Here is an 18,374-nt window from a genome sequence, read left to right as displayed (position 1 = left end):
CGGTAACCGTGCTGTGTCACACGATCGTATGGCGGTACTTGCCGAGTCCGTGCTGGTGGTGGCTACCTTGGTCGTGAATCGAGAGGAGGTGTTCGAACGGATGTGCCCACGGTTCCGACGCTCGCCATGATCCGCACCGCCGCCCGCAGCCGGTCCGGGGTCGTGGCCGCGTAGCCCAGGACCAACCCCGGAAAAGTCGGTGTCCCGGCGAAGTCCGCCAATGCGAGGGTGTTGACGCCTCTGCCCGCCAGACGTCCTTGCACGGCAACGTCGTCGGTCCCGTCCGGCAGGCGGATCACCACGTGCAGCCCGGCCGCGACACCGATCGGTTCCCACGTCGGCAGCTCTTCGGCCAACGCGGAGAGCAGCGCGTCGCGGCGTGCCCGGTACAGCTGACGGGTGCGTCGCAGATGGCGGTCGTAGCCGCCGGAGCGCATCAGGTGTGCGAGTGCGGCCTGCGGAAGGGTCGCCGTGCCGAGGTCGTTCATCCGCTTGCGTTGCACGACGGCGGCGTGCAACACGGGCGGCAGGACGAGCCAGCCGAGGCGTAGTGCGGGTGCGAGCACCTTGCTCGTGCTGCCCTGGTAGACGACACGGTTCGGGTCGAGTGCCTGCATCGCGCCGGTCGCGGGTCGGTCGTAGCGGTGTTCGGCGTCGTAGTCGTCTTCGACCACGAGGCCGTCGCGGTCGTGTGCCCATGCCAGCAGGGCCCGTCGGCGTTCCGGATGCAGCACGACGCCGAGCGGGAACTGGTGGGCCGCGGTCACGAGCACGGCGCGGCAGTCCGTGGCGGCCAATCGGTCGACGCGGATTCCCCGTTCGTCGACGGGTACTCGCACGGCCTCCAAGCCGTGTGAGGACAGGAGGGCGGTGCTGCCGAAGTGGCATGGGTCCTCGACGGCGACTGTGCGGTGTCCGTTGTCGCGCAACACTTTCGCCACGAGGGCGAGTCCCTCGGCGGCGCCGTCGGTGACGACCACGTCGGACGGCCGGGCGGCCACCGCCCGGACCCGGCCGAGGTAGTCGGCAAGCTCCGCGCGGAGGCCCGCGTACCCGGCCGGGTCCGGGTAGCCGAGGGCGTCGGCGGGGAGTCCGGCGAGGGCGGTGCGGTGGGCCTGTGACCACTCGTCGCGTGGGAACGCGTTGAGTGCGGGCAGGCCGGGGCGCAGGTCGTACCGCCAGCGGCGGGGTGGTGCGGCGTCCTCCGGCGGCCGGTCGGCCGGTGGGGCGTCGGGCCACGTGACCGCGGCGGCGACCGCGGTTCCGGAGCCGCGCCTGGCGACCAGGTAGCCCTCGCCGACCAGTTGGGCGTAGGCCGAGGTGACCGTGCCTCGGGCTACGCCGAGTTGGGCGGCGAGGTCCCGGCTGGACGGCAGGCGGGTGCCGGGGGCGAGACGGCCGTCGCGCACCGCGCGGCGCAGTTCGGACTCCACGGCGCGGCGACGTCCCGTCGGGTGGGGGAGCAGGAGTTCACGGTAAGTGGTCCAGTTCGTGGCCATCGAAGTGGAGCTTAATCCTGGTCCACTGCCCGGCGAGGGTGTTGTCATGCGAATGGCGATTGTGGCCGGTGTGCTGTCGTCGGTGATCGTGGGCGCCTCGGTTCCCACGACTGGGATGCTTCAGGACTACCCGCTGCTGACGGGGCAGGCACTGCGCTACGCGTTGGGTGGCGTGTTGCTGCTCGGATTGACGTTGCTGCGCCGTGAACGGGTCGTGTTGCCGCGGCGCAGGGACTGGCTGGCGTTGGTGGCGCTGGTGGGCTTCGGGATGCTCGGGTTCAACGCGTGTGTCCTGTACGCCCAGCGGTACGCCGAGCCCGGGTTCGTGGCGGCGGTGCTCGGTGCCAGCCCGCTGGTGTTGGCGTTGGTCGCGCCCCTGCTGGCGGGGCGTCGACCGGCGCTGATGCCGGTGGTCGGTGCCGGGGCCGTGGTCGCGGGTGTCGTCGCGCTGTCCGGCGGTGGGGCGTGGCACGGGCCGGGGCTTGTGCTGGCCGTGTTGACGATGGTGTGCGAGGCGTCGTTCACGCTCTTCGCCGTCGGGGTGGTGCGGCGCCTCGGCGGGGTCGCCGTGTCGATGTGGTGCTGCTTCATCGCCGCGGCGGTGGGCGGCGTGGTCGGCTCGGTGGTCGGTGGGTGGCGTGTGCCCACGGTCCGCGAAGGGGCGGCGTTGGTGGTGCTGGGGGTTTTGGTGACGGCGGTCGCCTTCGTCCTCTGGTACTTCGCCATGGACCGGTTGGGTGCCGACCGGGCCGGGGTGCTGGTCGGGCTCATGCCGGTGGCGGGGCTGGTGGCCGCCGTGGCGTTGGGCGCGCAGCAGGCCACGCTGGTCGCGTTCGCGGGTGCCGTGGCCGTGGCCGGTGGGTGTGCGGTGGGCCTGTGGCGGCGTGGGGCGCGGGTCGTTTCGGACGAGTCGTCCTCTGCGGGCGGGGACGGCGGTGCCGTGGCGGCCGAACCTGTCTTGGCCGGTGTGGTGGCGACCGGTGTCGAGTCGGCCTGCCCTTCCTCGGCTGGTGCGGAGTCGGACAGATCGGTGGCGGCCCGACCTGGTTCGGCCGGTGCGGTCCCTGCCGGTGCTGCGTCGGCTGGTGCGGTGTCTGTTGGTGCTGCGTCGGGCGACGGCGGCGAAGCGGGGCGTGTCGTGGCCGTTGGGTGAGGGCTTTCCGGATGCCTTCACCACGCGGTGTCCGGCGGGGTGCGCGGGAGTGACGGGGGCGTGCGCGCCTTGTGGTGGTGAAGGTCGGGTGCCCGCCGTCCCAGGTGGACGGCGGGCACCCGGGCATCGGCCGACCCGAAGATCGACGAGCGCCAGGTGCCCACGGCCATCCGCGACCACGAACCCCATCTGCCCGCCGACCGGCCCGGCCTGTCGATCATCGCCGACAGGGGCCACGTCTCTCCGCCGAACCGGACCGGTTCCCGTACGAGCTTGGTGTTCGGCTGATCCGGCCGTTCTACCGCAACCGGACCCCGCGCCCGGCGAGCCGCTGCGCAAGTCCGACTGCCGGCTCATCGAGTCGGTCGATGGCCTCTTCACGGGCCGGCCCGACCTGGAACGGCACGGCGGACGCACCATCGAGGGCGTCGGAGTCCGCATCGCCCAACGCCTTCCGGCCCTGACCACAGCCAACCGGCACGACCGCGTAACCGGCCGACCCGTTACCCGGTCCCTGACCGCCCGCGACCACCTACCGACTTACGCATTGCTCGTCCAGGTCGGGGAGGTTCGGGGCCTTTCGTGCGGTGGAACTTCGGGGCCGATGTGGTGCGGGACCTGGTTCGGGTTACCGGGCTGGGCGCGGCGTGGGCTTCGGCCGGTCAGGTTCGTGGGCTGGGGCGTCGGGTGATGGGAGGAGGTGTTTCAGCGTCCGCCGTGGGCCATGCGGAGGACGTCCAGGGCTTCGTCGAGTTCCGCCTCGGTGAGTTTGCCCGGTACGTGGCCGCGTTCGAGGACGACCTCGCGGATGGTCTTGCGCTCCTTGAGGGACTGCTTGGCGATCGACGCGGCCTCCTCGTAGCCGAGGTGGCGGTTGAGCGGGGTCACGATGGACGGGGAGGACTCGGCGTACTCGCGCAGACGGTCGACCTGGGGCTCGGCGCCGGTCAGGACCTTGTCCGCCAGCAGGCGTGCGACGGCGGACAGGAGTCGTGCCGACTCGAGGACGTTGCGGGCGATGACCGGGAGCATGACGTTGAGCTGGAAGTTGCCCTGGGAACCGGCGAACGCCACGGCGGCGTCGTTGCCGACGACCTGGGCGACGACCATCATCGTCGCCTCGGGGATCACCGGGTTCACCTTGCCCGGCATGATGGACGAGCCGGGCTGGAGGTCGGGCAGGGCCAGTTCCGCCAGGCCTGTACGGGGGCCCGAGCCCAGCCAGCGGAGGTCGTTCGCGATCTTGTAGAGGCTCACGGCCGTGGTGCGGAGCTGGCCGGAGATCTCGACCGCGCCGTCCTGGGTGGCCTGGGCCTCGAAGTGGTCGCGTGCCTCGGTCAGGGGCAGGCCGGTCGCGGCGGCCAGTTCGGCCGACACCGCCGCGCCGAAACCGGCGGGCGCGTTGAGGCCGCTGCCGACGGCGGTGCCGCCGATCGGGAGTTCGGCCAGGCGCGGCAGGCTCGCCTCCAGGCGGGCGATGCCGTTGCGCACCTGGGTGGCCCACGCGCCGACCTCCTGGCCGAGAGTGATCGGCACGGCGTCCATGAGGTGCGTGCGGCCGGACTTCACCACTGAGGCCCAGTCGGCGGCGCGGGCGTCGAGGACCTCGGCGAGGTGGGCCAGCGCGGGGATCACGTCGCGGGCCACCGCCTCGGTCGCGGCGACGCGCAGCGTGGTGGGGAAGGTGTCGTTCGACGACTGCGAGGCGTTGACGTGGTCGTTGGGGTGGACGTCCCGGCCCAGGGCGCGGCTCGCCAGGGTGGCGATGACCTCGTTCGCGTTCATGTTGGACGAGGTGCCCGAACCGGTCTGGAAGACGTCGACCGGGAAGTGGGCGTCGTGGTCGCCTTCCGCGACCGCGTCGGCGGCCTCGGCGATGGCCGTCGCCACGTCCTCGTCGAGCACGCCCAGGCGTGCGTTGACCCGGGCGGCGGCGGCCTTGAGCAGGCCCAAGGCCCGGATCTGCGCGCGGTCGAGGCCGCGGCCGGAGATGGGGAAGTTCTCCACCGCGCGTTGCGTCTGCGCGCGCCACAGTGCGTCGACCGGCACCCGGACCTCGCCCATGGTGTCGTGCTCTACGCGGTAGTCCTGTTCACCCATGCCTTCGAGTCTCCACCGACGCGCGTCGGTGGGCACGGTGGCCTCGACCACCTATGGTCGGACCCATGGACCTAGAGGTCGACCTGCTCGTGGTGGGAGCCGGACCCACGGGCCTGTTCGCCGCCTACTACGCCGGATTCCGGGACCTGTCCGTCGCCTTGGTCGACTCGCTGCCGGAGGCGGGCGGTCAGATCACCGCGATGTACCCCGAAAAGATGATCTACGACGTGGCCGGGTTCCCGGCCGTGCGCGGGCGGGACCTCGTGGCCGCGCTCGTCCGGCAGGCCGCACAGTGGAGTCCGACCTACCTGCTCGGGAGACAGGCGCGTGAACTGTCCACAGTGGATGATCAGCTCGTGGTGGGGCTCGCCGACGGCGCGACGGTGCGAGCCGGTGCGGTGTTGATCACCGCCGGGATCGGGGAGTTCCGGCCGCGACCGCTGCCGGTCGGTGACGGGTGGCTCGGGCGCGGGGTCGTGCACTTCGTGCCGAAGTTGAGCGTGTACGCCGGACAGGACGTGGTGGTGGTCGGTGGCGGCGACTCGGCGTTCGACTGGGCGCTGGCGCTGCACCCCATCGCGGCGAGCGTGACGCTGGTCCACCGGCGGGCGACGTTCCGCGCGCATCCGCCGACCGTGCGCCAGGTCCGTGAGCTGGGCGTGGAGATCATCACCGATGCGGAGGTGCTCGAACTGCGCGGTGACGACGTCGTGCGGGAGGTCGAGCTGGGCCTCAAGGGCGGTGATCGGAAGGCGTTGCCCGCGCAGGCCGTCGTCGCGGCGCTCGGGTTCACCGCCGACCTCGGGCCGATCGAGTCCTGGGGGTTGGAACTGGACCACCGGGCGGTCGTGGTCGACACGACGATGCGGACGGCGCTCGACCGGGTCTACGCGGCGGGTGACGTGGCCACCTACCCCGGCAAGGTCAAGCTCATCGCGACCGGGTTCGGGGAGGCCGCGACGGCGGTGAACAACATCGCCGTGCTGCTCGATCCCGACGCGCACCTGTTCCCGGGGCACTCCAGCGCGGCCGGGTGACCGCACCGGAAGGCCGGTCGTCGGGCTGTCGGTCGTCGGGTCGGTGGCGGCAGGACGACGGTGCCAGGACGACGGCGGTGCGTGGGCGGTCGGGCGGTGTTCTTGTCCTCGCACCGATCGGCGGCGCGACCGCGGCGGTGGAGCCGGGGTGCGCGGCGCCGTGGTGGGCCGGTGGCCGTCAAGGCCTGTCGGTGCCGGCCGGGTTCATCGATGCGTCGGTGTTGGCTTTCGGTGTCGCCGTCGTGGTGTGGCCTGTGGTCAGGGCACGACCTGGACCTGTTCACCGGGGAGCAGGTTGTCGAAGAACGTTTCCGCAGCGGCGTGCGAGAGGTGCACGCAGCCGTGCGACAGGTCGGTCAGGCTGCCCTCGTGGAACGCGATGCCGTCGGACGTGAAGTACACCGAGAACGGCATGGGCGCGTTGTAGGGGATGCTCCAGTCGTTACGGACCTTGCGCAGTACGGGGAACGTGCCGGTGGGCGTCTCGTACCCGGGTCGGCCGTGGGTGACCGGCACCGGGCCGTAACTGGCGTTGCCGTGGTAGACCAGCCACGCCTGGTTGGTGGACAGTTTGAGGCACGCGCCTTCCTGGATCGAACACGGCGTGCCGCCCGCGGCCCAGGCCGGTGCCGTACCGGCGGTCAGGACCACCGCGGCGAAGCCGGTGGCGAGTGCGGTGCCGAGCGTTCTCCTCATCTCGAATCACCCCTTGGACCTGGATTACCCGTCCGAGTGAGGATGCAATCGCTCGGATCAGGCGACCACCTGAACCACGTCGCCCGTCCGGAGGGAATCGAAGTAGCGCCGCGCGGCCTCCGGCGACAGGTGGATGCAGCCGTGCGACAGGTCGGTGAGGCTGCCCTCGTGGAACGCGATGCCGTAGTTGGTGAAGTACACCGAATACGGCATGGGCGCGTCGTAGGGGATGCTCCACTCGTCCTTCACCTTGTACAGCACCGGAAAGCGGCCGACGGGCGTCTCGTAGCCGGGCCGGCCGGACGTGATCGGCACCGGGCCCAGGACGACCACGCCGCCTTCGATCAGCCAACTTTCCCGGGTGGACAGGCGGATGCAGGCGCCTTCCACGACCTCGCACGGGGTCCCGACCGTGGTGGCGGGCGGTGCCGTCTGCGGTCGGGGTGCCGGTTCAGGGGCGGGCGTGATCGTCGTGGGGGACAGTTCGACGGGTACCCCCGGTGCGGTGGGGGACGGCGCGGCGGTGGGGGACGGCGCAGCGGTGGAGGACGGCGCGGTGGTGGAGGACGGCGCGGTGGTGGGGGAAGCAGTCGGGGAAGCGGTGGTCGAAGGAGTGGCGACCGAGGAGGCCACGGGGTCCGACCCGCACGACACGGCCAGCAACGCGACCCCGGCCACCATGACTCTGCGCATTTGACACCCCCGTAAGTGACTCACCTGACCGAAGGAGACGTCAGCTAGATCACGATGGTTGCCTGCGAGGGGTAACGAAAACGGAACGGGCCGCCCCGCGCGTGGCGGGACGGCCCGAGTGACTCAGCGATCAGCGACGGCTCACACGGAGCCGGCGTTCTGGCTGATCCACGACCGGAACGAGGGGACGTCCATGTAGATCGACGGGCCGGTGGCGCAGGTCGAGCTGTTGTTGCCCGCCCGGCTGGTGGCGCCGATCAGCTCCCACGTGCCGCCGACCTGCTTGATCTGCGGACCGCCCGAGTCGCCGTAGCAGGCGCCCGCGCGACCGCCGGGGTTGTTGGTGCAGATCTCGTACGCGCCGTTGATGCCCCGGCAGCTGCCATCGGCCACGATCGAGGTGTTCAGCTCCTGGAGGGTGACCGGGGCACCGCCACAGCCGGACGCCGCACAGGTCTGACCCCAGCCGATGATGCGGGTCGCCGTGCCGGTCGCGCCCGAGGAGTCCGACACCTTGATCGGCGTCTGGGTCACCGAGGTCGACAGGCGCAGCAGCGCGATGTCGTAGCTGGAGTGCGTGATGATCTGGGCGCCGGTGGCGACCGTGCCGCCGCTGGTGCGGTTGGTCGTGCCGATCCGGGCGCGGATCGACGACGCCGACCGGCCCTGCACGCAGTGCTTGGCCGTGACGACCCAGTTGGCCTTGATCAGCGAGCCGCCGCAGAAGTGGCTACCCGACGTGCTCTGCAGGGAGACCATGAACGAGTAGGTCTGCGTGGCGTTGCCGCCGCCGACGATGTACGGGGTCACGCCGCCGTCCGCCGCCGGTGCCGCCGCCGCGCTGCCCATGGTCGCCAGCGCAGCACCGACCGCGACCGCGACGGCGGTGAACAGGGTACGAACCTTCATCTTTTCCTCTCCGCACCCGGCGCAGGGATGCCGGGCACGAATCGGAAACTAAAGACGAACACGGCGTAGGCCAACCGCCGGTCGATCTGTAACGCTCCGTTGACTATTAACAACTCGTTAAGGAAGCGGGGGAAGAGCTTCCTCGTCGCCCGGCGGGAAGTCGAAGTCGACCGACGCGTACTCGCGAAGCTTGGTCAGACGGTGGAAACCGTCGATCATTCGCACCGTGCCGGACTTGGAACGCATCACGATCGACTGCGTCGTGCACCCGCCCGCCCGGTAGTGCACGCCCCGTACGAGGTCACCGTCCGTGACGCCGGTCGCGCAGAAGAAGACGTTGTCGCCCCGCACCAGGTCGGTCGTCGTGAGCACGCGGGAGAGGTCGTGACCGGCCCCGATCGCCTTCTCGCGCTCCTCGTCGTCCTTCGGCCACAGCCGGCCCTGGATCTCGCCGCCCATGCACTTGAGCGCCGCCGCCGCGATGATCCCCTCGGGCGTGCCGCCGATGCCCAGCAGCAGGTCGACGCCCGTGCCCGGCCGGGCCGCCGAGATCGCGCCCGCCACGTCGCCGTCGGAGATGAAGCGGATGCGCGCGCCCGCAGCCCGCACCTCGCGCACGATCGACTCGTGCCGCGGCCGGTCCAGGATGCACACCGTCACGTCGGACACGTCGCTGTGCTTGGCCTTGGCCACCCGCCGGATGTTCTCGGCGACCGGCGCGGTGATGTCGACGACGTCCGCCGCCTCCGGCCCGACCGCCAGCTTCTCCATGTAGAACACCGCGGACGGGTCGAACATCGCGCCGCGCTCGGCCACCGCGAGCACCGCCAACGCGTTCGGCATGCCCTTGGACATCAACGTCGTGCCGTCGATCGGGTCGACCGCCACGTCGCACTCCGGCCCGTTGCCGTCGCCGACCTCCTCGCCGTTGAACAGCATGGGCGCCTCGTCCTTCTCGCCCTCGCCGATCACGACGACACCCCGCATCGACACCGTGCCGATCAGCTTGCGCATCGCGTCGACGGCCGCGCCGTCGCCGCCGTTCTTGTCGCCACGCCCGACCCAGCGCCCCGCGGCCATCGCCGCTGCCTCGGTCACGCGGACGAGTTCGAGCGCCAGGTTCCGGTCGGGTGCTTCGCGTCGACGCTCGGACGGGTTGCTGCCAGACACCATGACGAATCCTCCTGCGATAACCGGCCGGTGGACCGATCCTCGCACGTCATCAGGCGTCGGCCACGTCCTCCTCGGTCACACTCAGTGCTTGATCGATCCTCTCGCGGGCGCCCGCGAGCTGCCGTTCGCACGACTTCGCGAGCGCTTCGCCGCGTTCCCAGAGGGCCAGCGAATCCTCGAGCGAAAGCCCGCCCGCCTCCAGTCGGCGCACCACCTCGACGAGTTCGTCCCTGGCCTGCTCGTATCCCGGCTCCGTCACGTGGACAGGTTCCCCAATCGATTGCGCACGTGCACCAGAACGGTGGCAACGGCCTGGTCATAGCCTATGAAAGCCTCGGCGAACTCGGCTCCGTCGCCCTCGCGGACGGCGTCGTCGATGCGGTGTTCGGCCGCCGCGACGCGCCGCCGATGCACCGATCCGTGCGACAGCCACCACTGCGGTCCGGCGTACCCGGAGGTCGCCTCGGACAGGTCGTGCAGGCTGTCGATCAACGTCTCCCGGCCCGACGTGCACCCCGCGACGAGCGACAGCCAGCAGTCGGCGGCGGCCCGGTCCGCGACTTCCGCACGGTGACGCACCGTACGCGCGCCGTCGTCGCCCGCGTCGCCCGCGGCGGACATCGTCAAGGGCAGGAACGTGGTCTCACGCGCCGGGTCGGCCACCACCGTCTCCCTCCTCGACGACCGCGTGCACAGCGCCGTCCGCCACTCGAATCCGCAGTCTGGTCCCGGCCGGCGCGTCGGCGGTCGACCGGACGACCCCGTCCCCGACGACCTGCACCACGGCATAGCCACGCGCCAGCGTGGCGGCCGGTCCCAAGGTCGTCAAGCGTGCCGTGGTCGCGGCGAGTCCGGCCGCCTCTGAATCGAGTCGGTTCCGGATCGCGCGCCGACCGCGTTCGCGCAGCCGGTCGACGTCCTCGGCCCGCCGGTCCAGCGGTCCGTGCGGGTCGGCCAGCACCGGCCGGGTGCGCAACGACGCGAGCAGCTTGCGCTCCCGGTCGACCCACCCGTACAGCGCCCGCCGGCTGCGGTCGCGCAACTGCCTGATCCGCTCGGCCTCCTCGGCGACGTCCGGCACGACCCGCTTGCCCGCGTCCGTCGGCGTCGAGCAGCGCAGGTCCGCGACGTGGTCGACCAGCGGGCTGTCCGGCTCGTGCCCGATCGCGGACAGCACGGGCGTGCGGCACCGCGACACCGCGCGGCACAACGCCTCGTCGGAGAACGGCAGCAGGTCCTCGACGCTGCCGCCGCCGCGCGCCAGCACGATCACGTCCACCTCGGGGTCGCGGTCCAGCGTCGACAGCGCGGTCAGGATCTGCGGCACGGCCAACGCGCCCTGCACGGCCACGTTGACCACCCGGAACCGGGCGCCAGGCCAGCGCGCGTGGGCGTTGGTCAGCACGTCCCGTTCGGCCGCCGACGCCCGACCGGTGATCAACCCGATCTTGGTCGGCAGGAACGGCGGCCGGCGCTTGCGACGCGGGTCGAACAGGCCCTCGGCGTGCAGGAGCTTGCGCAGTCGTTCGATCCGGGCGAGCAGTTCGCCGACGCCCACCGCGCGGATCTCGTCCACGCGCAGGCTCAGCGTGCCCCGGTTGGGGAAGAAGTGCGGCCGGCCGTGCACGACGACCCGGCTGCCCTCGGTGAGCTGGAGGTCGCGCACCAGTCCGACCGGGGCCGTGAGCTGCATGGACATGTCCACGGACGGGTCGCGCAGGGTGAGGAACGCGGTGGCCGTGCCCGGCCGGGCGCTCAGCTGCGTGACCTGGCCCTCGACCCACACGTCGCCGAGCCGGTTGATCCAGTCGAAGATCTTGCGTGCGACCGTGCGCACCGGCCACGGGTGCTCCGGCGAGGACTTCTCCTCGCTCACGACTCGGCGCGCAGGTTCGCGATGCGCCGCGACAGCATCCCCGTGAACTCGGGCCGTCCCGCGTGCGAGCGCTCGTACGCCAGCAGCGACTCCAGCTCGTCGACGCGCAACGTCCGCAGCCGCGCCCGCAGTTGCGGCAGCGACAGTTCGTCGTAGTTGGGCAGCACGCCGGGACGTTCGGCGGCGAGCGCGCGCTCCTCCTCCGACCAGGGGTCGTCGCCGTCGTCCGGCGGGTCGGTGGGCTCGGGTTCCTCGTCCTCGTCGAACGTCGCCCACTCCGGTTCCTGCTCGACCGGCCGCAGCACCGACAGGGCGTCGTCGCCCTTGATTGCGAGTTCCGTCACGCGCTGCTGGACCCGCATGGAGAGTTGGAGCGCCTCGCTGACCACGGTCACGGGCAGACCCACCAGCTGCTGCGGCAGCTTGCGCGCCTGCTCGACGGCGGTGACCGCGAGTCCCGCGGCGAGGCGGACGGGCAGCGGCAGTGGCTTCATGCGCATTAGCCTGCCCCAGTCGGGCCGGGAATGCCTAGGCACGCCACGCCGTACCCTTGGTGCATGGACAAGCGAGTTCTCCTGGCCAAGCCACGTGGCTACTGCGCGGGCGTCGACCGTGCCGTGGTGACGGTGGAGAAGGCGTTGGAGCAGTACGGCGCACCTGTGTACGTGCGCAAGGAGATCGTCCACAACAAGCACGTCGTCGAGACGTTGTCCGCGCGTGGCGCGATCTTCGTCGACGAGACCGACCAGGTGCCCGAGGGTGCTTTGGTCGTGTTCTCCGCGCACGGCGTGTCGCCGATGGTGCATCAGGAGGCCGCCGAGCGGAGCCTGCGCACGATCGACGCCACGTGCCCGCTCGTGACCAAGGTCCACAACGAAGCCCGCCGGTTCGCGCGTGACGACTACGACATCCTCCTCATCGGCCACGAGGGGCACGAGGAGGTCGAGGGCACCGCGGGCGAGGCACCCGAGCACATCCAGCTCGTGGACACCGCCGAGGATGTCGACAAGGTCACCGTGCGCGACCCGTCCAAGGTGGTCTGGCTGTCCCAGACCACGCTGTCGGTCGACGAGACGATGGTGCGCGTGCGCCAGCTCCAGGAGCGCTTCCCGGAGCTGCAGGACCCGCCGTCGGACGACATCTGCTACGCGACGTCCAACCGCCAGACCGCGGTGAAGACGATGGCGCCCGAGTGCGACCTGGTGCTCGTGGTCGGCTCGAAGAACTCGTCCAACTCGGTCCGCCTGGTCGAGGTGGCGCTCCAGTCGGGCGCGAAGGCGTCGTACCTGATCGACTACGCCCGCGAGGTCGACCTCGCGTGGCTCGACGGCGTGTCCACGGTGGGCGTGACCTCCGGTGCGTCCGTTCCGGACATCCTCGTGATGGAACTGCTGGAGTTCCTCGCCTCCCACGGGTACGGCGAGGTCGAGGAGATCACCACGGCCAACGAGAAGATCGCCTTCGCGCTGCCGCGGGAACTCCGCAAGGACATGGTCCGCTAGCCCGGGCGGTACCCGCGGCCGGAATGCGGACTAGTCGTCGTCGCGCGGCCGGCGCTTGGCCGCGCGCACCTCGTCGGCCGTCGGCCGGTTCGGGTCGCGCTGCTTGATCACCCGGTAGAGGCCGAGCAGCACGGTGCACGCCGTGGTCACGGCCATCGCCGGGAACCCGTCGATCAGCGGCTTGCCCAGCTTCAGGCCGACGGACGCGAGGCCGCCGGTGGGCAGGCCCTGCGTCAGGACGACCACGAGCGGCACGACGATCGCCAGGACCAGCGGCGGTTCGACGACCGGGCCGAACATCGAGCGGCGTTCGACGAACACCACCGAGCCGACCGCGCCGACGAAGAACGTCACCGCGAACACCCAGCCGACCGCCGAGTCCGCGCTCAGGTCGAGGAACGTGCCGACGATGGCGAGCACGAACGTGCCCGCGACGGCCGCCCACCAGGGCAGACCCCGGAAGGTGCCGAAGAGCGCCCGGTCGTTCCAGCGCACGCTGTGCAGATCGTCGTCCTCGGGCTCGCTGCGCCGGTCGCGCGTTGCAGCGGTCACGCGCCACACTCCTCGTTCGCCAACGTCGTCGGCACACGGTAGCCGACTTCGGTCAGGCTTCGCGGGCGTCCAGCGGCGAGCCGTGCCCGTTGCGTTCGTCCGCGCGCCGGACGACGGGCAGCGGCGTGGGGCTCGCGGAGGCGTCGGACAGCGGTTCGACGGCCGCCCGGAAGCCCTCCAGCGCGTCGAGTTCACGGCGGCGCGCGGACAGGAACCGCTGGAGGTGGGTGCTGGTCAGGTTGACCGCGTCGATGGCGGCGTCGGCGGCCCGGTGCGCGCCCGTGGCCTGGGTGCGGACGCGTTCGACGTCGTCGGCCAGCGCCCGGTCGGTCACCGCGAACATGGCCGCCGAGGCGATCACCGCGAACCCGGTCGGGCCGCACAGGAAGATCCGCCGGTCCAGCAGCCAGCGCAGCAGTTCGGGGTCGGTGTCCAGGGCGGCGACCACGGCACCGTCGTTGGGCACGAACATGATCGTCCCGTAGATCGCGTCGGCGAACCGCTGGTAGCCCTTGCCCGCGAGTTCGCCCGCGCGGGCGCGGATGTTGCGCACGTGCACGCGCAACGCGTCGGCCCGCTCGCCGGGGTCGTCGGTCTCCACGGCCTCGGCCCACGTGGCCATGCTCATCTTCGCGTCGACCGGCACCTGCCGGCCGCCGCCGACGTTGAGCACGAGATCGGGTCGCACCGACCCGCCGCCGGCCACGTCGACCTGCACCTCGAAGTGCACGCCCTCGCGCAGGCCGAGCAGCCGCGCGGTCTGCACGAGGACCTGTTCGCCCAGTTCGCCCCGGCCGCTGACGGACGAGAACGCGACCTCGTAGCGCTGCAACGCCTCCCGGTGCGCGTCGGCCCGCTGCCGCTCGACCTGGATCGCGGCCAGCGCCGCGTCGGCACGCCGGACGCCGTCCTGGTAGAGCCGCCACAGGAAGACCAGGGCCCCCGCCAGGAGGAGCGCCACCACCACCGCCGCCGTGCTCAGGACCGCCGCCACACCCCCGATCATGGCGCATGCGTGGCCGATCACACGTTCGAGCGACACGCCGGATCGGAGTGCCGGGAATTGTCGGTGCTCCTCAATACGGTGCAGCGCATGAGGTTCCTGCACACGTCGGACTGGCACGTGGGACGCACGTTCCACGGCCGTGACCTGCTCGCCGAGCAGGAGTCGGTGCTGTCCGGCCTGGCCGACCTCGTGGACTCGGAACGCGTCGACGTGGTCGTGGTGGCGGGCGACCTGTTCGACCGGGCCGTGCCCAACGCCGAGGCGGTCGCGGTGTGCTCGCGCGTGCTCGAACGGTTGCGCGCGGCGGGCGCGACCGTGGTCGTGACACCGGGCAACCACGACTCGGCGGCGCGGTTGGGGTTGTTCGGCGGGTTCACGGCGGCGGGCGGGCTGCACGTGCGCACGCGGGCGGCGGCGGTCGGCGAGCCGGTGCTGCTGGCGGACGACCACGGTCCGGTCGCGGTGTACGGCATCCCCTACCTGGAGCCGGAGACGGCGCGGCAGGCGCTGGAGGTACCGGACGCGCGCGGCCACCGGGGGGTGCTGACGGAGGCGATGCGGCGGGTGCGGGCCGATCTCGCCACGCGGTCGGCGCGGTCGGTCGTACTGGCGCACGCGTTCGTGACGGGCGGTCAGGCGTGCGAGTCCGAGCGGACCATCGCCGTGGGTGGCGTGCAGGACGTGCCCGCGTCGGTGTTCGACGGGGTCGACTACGTGGCGTTGGGCCACCTCCACGGTCAGCAGACGTTGGCCGAGGGCATGCGGTACTCGGGGAGCCCGATGGCGTACTCGTTCTCCGAGGCGCGGCACGGCAAGTCGGTGTGGCTGGTGGAGTTGGACGCGGGGGGCCTGGCCGGGGTCGAGCGGCGACCGCTGCCGGTGCCGCGCGCGTTGTCGACGGTGAGCGGCGGGCTGGCGGAGCTGCTGTCCGCGCCGGAGCACGACGAGATCGCCGACCACTTCCTGTCCGTGGTGTTGACCGACCGGGTGCGGCCGTTGGACGCGTTGCGGCGCCTCCAGGCCCGGTTCCCGCACGCGGTGCACGTGGACTGGCAGCCCGAGGGCGGCCGGTCGGCCGAACTGCGCTTCGCCGAGCGGGTCCGGGGCCGGTCGGACGAGGAGATCGCGTGCTGCTTCCTGGAGGACGTGCGCGACGAGCGGCCGTCGGAGCGGGAACTGGCGATGTTGCGCGAGGCGTTCGCCGCCGCGGCGCGTGAGGAGGCTTCGTGAAGCTGCACCGGTTGGTGGTCAGCGGGTTCGGGCCGTACGCCGGGCGTGAGGAGGTCGACTTCGACCTGCTCGGTGCCGACGGATTGTTCCTGCTGCACGGCGACACGGGCGCGGGCAAGACGACGTTGCTCGACGCCGTGGCGTTCGCGTTGTTCGGCCGGGTGCCGGGCGCGCGCAACGACGTCAAGCGGCTGCGTTGCGACTACGCGGACCGGGACACGCGGACGGTCGTCGAGTTGGAGTTGACCGTGCGCGGGCGGCGGTTCCGGCTCGTGCGCAGTCCCGAGTACGAGCGGCCGAAGAAGCGCGGGGACGGGTTCACCCGGCAGCAGGCGCAGGTGTCGTTGACCTGGCTGGCCGGGTGGTCGGGCGAGGGCCACACGCGCATCGACGAGGTGGCCCGCGAGGTGGAGTCCCTGCTGGGGATGACCGCCGACCAGTTCTTCCAGGTGGTGCTGCTGCCGCAGGGCGAGTTCGCGCGGTTCCTGCGCGCGGACACCGGCGAGCGGGAGAAGGTGCTGGAGAAGCTCTTCGGCACCGACCGGTTCCAGGCGGTCGAGAACTGGTTCGTGGAACGGCGCAAGGAGCGGGGGCGGGCCGTGAAGGCGCTCGCCCAGGAGGCGCGGGAACTCGGCGTGCGGCTCGCGGAGACGGCGGGCGAGGAGCCGCCCGAGGACTCCGGCGACGAGGAGTGGCTCAGCTCCGTGCTCAAGCGGCTGGTCGAGGAGCGCGACGCGGCCGGGCTGTGGGCCCGGCAGGTCGCCGCCGCGCGCGGGTCGGCGCAGAAGGCTTGGCAGGAGGCCCGCGTCGCCGCCGAGCGCAGCGCGCGGGTGCGGGCGGCGTCGGCGACCGTGGCGCGGTGCGACGAGCAGGAGCCACAACGGCTGGAGTGGGTGCGCGAGCGCAACGTGGCCCGGCGGGCGTTGGCGGTCGTCCCCGCCTACGAGGTGGAGCGACGCTTCGCCCGCGACCTGGAGCGCACCCGGGCGTCCGAGGCCGCTGCCGCCGTGATCGGCTACGAGGGCACCGATCCGCGGGCCGACGGGGAGCGGTACCGCGAGGTGGCGGGCGGGCTGGCGGCGCTCGCCGAGGAGGCGGACCGCCAGCGCGCGGACCGCGAGCGGGTCGAGCGGCTCACCGCGCGCCTGACCGGGCTGTCGGGACAGCTCGCTGTGGTGGTCCGCGCGCTCGACGAGGCGCCGGACCGGGTGACGGCGGCTCAAGCGCTGGTCGAGGAGTCGGTGGTCGCACAGGCCAGGTCGGCGGAGACGACCGCGCGGGCCCAGGCGGCGCGTGAACTACCCGACGCACTGGAGCGCGGCCGACAGGTGGACGAGGAACGCCGTGCGGCGGTCGACGCGCACCAACTGGCGCGTGACCGGTGGCAGGCCGTGCGCGCGCGGCGCCTGGAGCAGATGGCCGTCGAACTGGCCGAGGCGTTGCGTCCCGACGAGGCGTGTCCGGTGTGCGGGTCCGCGCAACACCCCGCGCCCGCACAGCCCGTGCTCGACGCCGTGACGGCGGCCGACGAGGAGGCCGCGGCCGGCCGTGAGCAGCGCGCGCAGGAACGGCGCACGGCCGTGGAACGCGCGGCGCAGCAGGCCGAGGCCCGTGTCGCGGCGTTGCGCGAGGTGGTCGGCGACCGCGAGGTCGAGGACATCCTGGCCGAGCACCGCGAGGTCGAGACCCTGGCGCGGCAGCGGGCCGAGCGCGAGAACTCCTTGCGCGTGCTCGAACAGCGCGTCGCGGAACTGGTCCGGCAGCGCTCGGAGGGGGAACGCGAGGTCGCCCGGACGACCGAACAGCGCGACGGGCTGATCGAGGTCGTGCGGGAACGGCAATCCCGCCTGGAAGCGGCCCGCGACGGCTTTCCGGACGTGGTGGCCCGCCGCGATCACCTGATCGGCCAGGCCGAGGCGTTGTCGACGTGGGACCAGCGGCGCACCGAGGCGGCCGAGTCCGCCGTGCGGTTGGCCGAGCAGCGGGTGGCGGTCGCGGAAGCGGCGGCGGCGGCCGGTTTCGCCGACGTGGCCGACGCCCTGTCGGCCGCGCGGACCCCCGACGCGTTGGCCGGGATCGAACGCCGCGTGCGGGAGATCGAGGACGCGCGGATCGCGGCGCAGGCCGTGCTCGACGAACTGGCCGACGTGTCCCCGGAGACCGAAGTGGACGTGTCCGGCGCCGAACAACGCTTCCACGAGGCAACCGCCGGCGCGGAAAAGGCAGCGGAAAACCTCGCCGTGGCCACCGGAAAGGTGGAACGGACCGAACGACTGGCCACCCACCTACGCGAGGTGTGGACCCGTCTGGAACCCGTGGCGGCCGAGTTCGAGGAACTGGACGCCCTGACCGACGCGATCAACGGCCGGGGCCAGAACACCCGCGCCATGACCCTGCGCACCTACGTCCTGGCGGCACGCCTGGAAGAAGTGGCCATGGCCGCAAGCACCCGCCTGGAACACATGAGCCACGGCCGCTACCGCTTCGTGCACTCGGTGGAACCCGGCAAATACGGCACCAGAGGTGGCCTGGGCCTGGACGTGCTCGACGACTACTCGGGTCGCCGCCGCCCGGCGAAAACCCTGTCCGGCGGCGAGTCCTTCCTGGCATCCCTGGCCTTGGCCCTGGGCCTGTCGGACGTGGTATCCGCCGGCGCGGTACTCGACACCCTGTTCATCGACGAGGGCTTCGGCACCCTGGACGCCGAAACCCTGGACCTGGTGATGACCACCCTCGACGACCTGAGAGCAGGCGGCCGGGTAGTCGGCTTGGTATCCCACGTGGAAGAACTACGCCAACGCATCCCCACCCGCCTACGAGTGACCAAATCCCGCACCGGCTCGACCCTGAACCTGACCGCCTGACAACAACCTGGGGTCGAAAACCTCACCCCGAACGACGAGCGACCGCTCGAAGCGCTTGTGCGGACCGCGAAATCGCTTGGCCCA

General features: G+C 71.8%; 19 protein-coding genes and 1 pseudogene. 7 read left to right on the top strand and 13 right to left on the bottom strand.

Annotated elements, in window-relative coordinates:
• Positions 1–62: 62 nt before the first annotated feature.
• Positions 63–1,499, bottom strand: a complete 1,437-nt coding sequence (gene pdxR / locus F4559_RS28865) for a MocR-like pyridoxine biosynthesis transcription factor PdxR (protein ID WP_184674036.1) — start codon at positions 1,497–1,499, stop codon at positions 63–65.
• Between the two features lie 46 nt (positions 1,500–1,545).
• Between pdxR and F4559_RS28860 the strand changes: the two genes are divergently transcribed.
• Positions 1,546–2,652 (top strand): DMT family transporter, encoded by a 1,107-nt coding sequence (locus F4559_RS28860; RefSeq protein WP_184674034.1) that lies wholly within the window; start codon positions 1,546–1,548, stop codon positions 2,650–2,652.
• Positions 2,653–2,669: 17 nt separating this feature from the next.
• Here F4559_RS28860 and F4559_RS28855 read toward each other — a convergent pair whose 3' ends face one another.
• Positions 2,670–2,873: a hypothetical protein gene (locus F4559_RS28855; protein WP_184674032.1), complete on the bottom strand. Its 204-nt coding sequence runs from the start codon at positions 2,871–2,873 to the stop codon at positions 2,670–2,672.
• Between F4559_RS28855 and F4559_RS36930 the strand changes: the two are divergent.
• A pseudogene (locus F4559_RS36930) lies at positions 2,776–3,184 on the top strand (IS982 family transposase); the annotation flags it as partial. The gene F4559_RS28855 and the pseudogene F4559_RS36930 sit on opposite strands and share 98 nt — an antisense overlap.
• 173 nt (positions 3,185–3,357) lie before the next feature.
• Here the strand turns inward: F4559_RS36930 and F4559_RS28850 are convergent.
• Positions 3,358–4,752, bottom strand: coding sequence for a class II fumarate hydratase (locus tag F4559_RS28850; protein WP_184674030.1), 1,395 nt, complete (start codon positions 4,750–4,752; stop codon positions 3,358–3,360).
• Positions 4,753–4,805: 53 nt separating this feature from the next.
• Here F4559_RS28850 and F4559_RS28845 point away from each other — a divergent pair, with 53 nt between their 5' ends.
• Positions 4,806–5,789, top strand: a complete 984-nt coding sequence (locus F4559_RS28845; RefSeq protein ID WP_246445354.1) for an NAD(P)/FAD-dependent oxidoreductase — start codon at positions 4,806–4,808, stop codon at positions 5,787–5,789.
• Between the two features lie 258 nt (positions 5,790–6,047).
• Here the strand turns inward: F4559_RS28845 and F4559_RS28840 are convergent, their stop codons facing one another.
• Entirely contained in the window at positions 6,048–6,485 is a 438-nt protein-coding gene (locus tag F4559_RS28840; RefSeq protein WP_184674026.1) for a L,D-transpeptidase, read from the bottom strand.
• A 57-nt stretch (positions 6,486–6,542) separates the two neighbouring features.
• The gene (locus tag F4559_RS36600) at positions 6,543–6,875 is read right to left on the bottom strand and encodes a L,D-transpeptidase (RefSeq protein ID WP_312865872.1); all 333 of its coding nucleotides are present in this window, start codon (positions 6,873–6,875) and stop codon (positions 6,543–6,545) included.
• 73 nt (positions 6,876–6,948) lie between these two features.
• Here F4559_RS36600 and F4559_RS36595 point away from each other — a divergent pair, with 73 nt between their 5' ends.
• Positions 6,949–7,182, top strand: a complete 234-nt coding sequence (locus F4559_RS36595; protein WP_184676567.1) for a hypothetical protein — start codon at positions 6,949–6,951, stop codon at positions 7,180–7,182.
• 137 nt (positions 7,183–7,319) lie between these two features.
• Here F4559_RS36595 and F4559_RS28825 read toward each other — a convergent pair whose 3' ends face one another.
• The 6 genes from F4559_RS28825 to F4559_RS28800 form a co-directional block, all read right to left on the bottom strand.
• Positions 7,320–8,087 (bottom strand): S1 family peptidase, encoded by a 768-nt coding sequence (locus F4559_RS28825; RefSeq protein WP_184674024.1) that lies wholly within the window; start codon positions 8,085–8,087, stop codon positions 7,320–7,322.
• A gap of 117 nt (positions 8,088–8,204) precedes the next feature.
• Complete coding sequence (gene glpX / locus F4559_RS28820) at positions 8,205–9,260, bottom strand: class II fructose-bisphosphatase (protein WP_184674022.1); 1,056 nt, start codon at positions 9,258–9,260, stop codon at positions 8,205–8,207.
• Positions 9,261–9,309: 49 nt separating this feature from the next.
• Positions 9,310–9,519 carry an exodeoxyribonuclease VII small subunit gene (locus tag F4559_RS28815; RefSeq protein ID WP_184674020.1) on the bottom strand — a complete coding sequence of 70 codons (210 nt, stop codon included), beginning with the start codon at positions 9,517–9,519 and terminating at the stop codon, positions 9,310–9,312.
• Complete coding sequence (locus F4559_RS28810; RefSeq protein ID WP_184674018.1) at positions 9,516–9,923, bottom strand: sugar ABC transporter substrate-binding protein; 408 nt, start codon at positions 9,921–9,923, stop codon at positions 9,516–9,518. The genes F4559_RS28815 and F4559_RS28810 overlap by 4 nt, the downstream gene beginning before the upstream one ends.
• Entirely contained in the window at positions 9,904–11,136 is a 1,233-nt protein-coding gene (xseA, locus tag F4559_RS28805; protein ID WP_184674016.1) for an exodeoxyribonuclease VII large subunit, read from the bottom strand. The genes F4559_RS28810 and xseA overlap by 20 nt, the downstream gene beginning before the upstream one ends.
• Positions 11,133–11,630 carry a lipid droplet-associated protein gene (locus F4559_RS28800; protein WP_184674013.1) on the bottom strand — a complete coding sequence of 166 codons (498 nt, stop codon included), beginning with the start codon at positions 11,628–11,630 and terminating at the stop codon, positions 11,133–11,135. The genes xseA and F4559_RS28800 overlap by 4 nt, the downstream gene beginning before the upstream one ends.
• 63 nt (positions 11,631–11,693) lie before the next feature.
• Here F4559_RS28800 and F4559_RS28795 point away from each other — a divergent pair, with 63 nt between their 5' ends.
• Positions 11,694–12,638: a 4-hydroxy-3-methylbut-2-enyl diphosphate reductase gene (locus F4559_RS28795; RefSeq protein WP_184674011.1), complete on the top strand. Its 945-nt coding sequence runs from the start codon at positions 11,694–11,696 to the stop codon at positions 12,636–12,638.
• Between the two features lie 30 nt (positions 12,639–12,668).
• Here F4559_RS28795 and F4559_RS28790 read toward each other — a convergent pair whose 3' ends face one another.
• Together F4559_RS28790 and F4559_RS28785 are read right to left on the bottom strand one after the other, a co-directional pair.
• Entirely contained in the window at positions 12,669–13,190 is a 522-nt protein-coding gene (locus F4559_RS28790; RefSeq protein ID WP_184674009.1) for a DUF6542 domain-containing protein, read from the bottom strand.
• 52 nt (positions 13,191–13,242) lie between these two features.
• Complete coding sequence (locus tag F4559_RS28785; protein ID WP_184674007.1) at positions 13,243–14,196, bottom strand: DNA recombination protein RmuC; 954 nt, start codon at positions 14,194–14,196, stop codon at positions 13,243–13,245.
• 87 nt (positions 14,197–14,283) lie between these two features.
• Between F4559_RS28785 and F4559_RS28780 the strand changes: the two genes are divergently transcribed.
• On the top strand, positions 14,284–15,426 hold the full coding sequence (locus F4559_RS28780; RefSeq protein WP_184674005.1) for an exonuclease SbcCD subunit D: 1,143 nt from the start codon (positions 14,284–14,286) through the stop codon (positions 15,424–15,426).
• A complete protein-coding gene (locus F4559_RS28775; protein WP_184674003.1) occupies positions 15,423–18,290 on the top strand; it encodes an AAA family ATPase in 2,868 nt (955 codons plus the stop codon). Before F4559_RS28780 ends, F4559_RS28775 begins: the two co-directional genes overlap by 4 nt.
• Positions 18,291–18,374 lie beyond the last annotated feature (84 nt).

The organism is Saccharothrix violaceirubra, assembly GCF_014203755.1.
In the GTDB taxonomy this organism is placed as follows: domain Bacteria; phylum Actinomycetota; class Actinomycetes; order Mycobacteriales; family Pseudonocardiaceae; genus Actinosynnema; species Actinosynnema violaceirubrum.
Note: the sequence above shows the minus strand (reverse complement) of the source record. Positions and strands in the feature narration are given on the sequence as shown.

What these genes read in the sequence shown, in the direction of transcription:
- pdxR (WP_184674036.1), bottom strand. Translation starts at nt 1,499, where the DNA reads ATGGCCACGAACTGGACCACTTACCGTGAACTCCTGCTCCCCCACCCG.
- F4559_RS28860 (WP_184674034.1), top strand. Translation starts at nt 1,546, where the DNA reads ATGCGAATGGCGATTGTGGCCGGTGTGCTGTCGTCGGTGATCGTGGGC.
- F4559_RS28855 (WP_184674032.1), bottom strand. Translation starts at nt 2,873, where the DNA reads ATGATCGACAGGCCGGGCCGGTCGGCGGGCAGATGGGGTTCGTGGTCG.
- F4559_RS28850 (WP_184674030.1), bottom strand. Translation starts at nt 4,752, where the DNA reads ATGGGTGAACAGGACTACCGCGTAGAGCACGACACCATGGGCGAGGTC.
- F4559_RS28845 (WP_246445354.1), top strand. Translation starts at nt 4,806, where the DNA reads ATGGTCGGACCCATGGACCTAGAGGTCGACCTGCTCGTGGTGGGAGCC.
- F4559_RS28840 (WP_184674026.1), bottom strand. Translation starts at nt 6,485, where the DNA reads ATGAGGAGAACGCTCGGCACCGCACTCGCCACCGGCTTCGCCGCGGTG.
- F4559_RS28825 (WP_184674024.1), bottom strand. Translation starts at nt 8,087, where the DNA reads ATGAAGGTTCGTACCCTGTTCACCGCCGTCGCGGTCGCGGTCGGTGCT.
- glpX (WP_184674022.1), bottom strand. Translation starts at nt 9,260, where the DNA reads ATGGTGTCTGGCAGCAACCCGTCCGAGCGTCGACGCGAAGCACCCGAC.
- F4559_RS28800 (WP_184674013.1), bottom strand. Translation starts at nt 11,630, where the DNA reads ATGAAGCCACTGCCGCTGCCCGTCCGCCTCGCCGCGGGACTCGCGGTC.
- F4559_RS28795 (WP_184674011.1), top strand. Translation starts at nt 11,694, where the DNA reads ATGGACAAGCGAGTTCTCCTGGCCAAGCCACGTGGCTACTGCGCGGGC.
- F4559_RS28785 (WP_184674007.1), bottom strand. Translation starts at nt 14,196, where the DNA reads ATGATCGGGGGTGTGGCGGCGGTCCTGAGCACGGCGGCGGTGGTGGTG.
- F4559_RS28780 (WP_184674005.1), top strand. Translation starts at nt 14,284, where the DNA reads ATGAGGTTCCTGCACACGTCGGACTGGCACGTGGGACGCACGTTCCAC.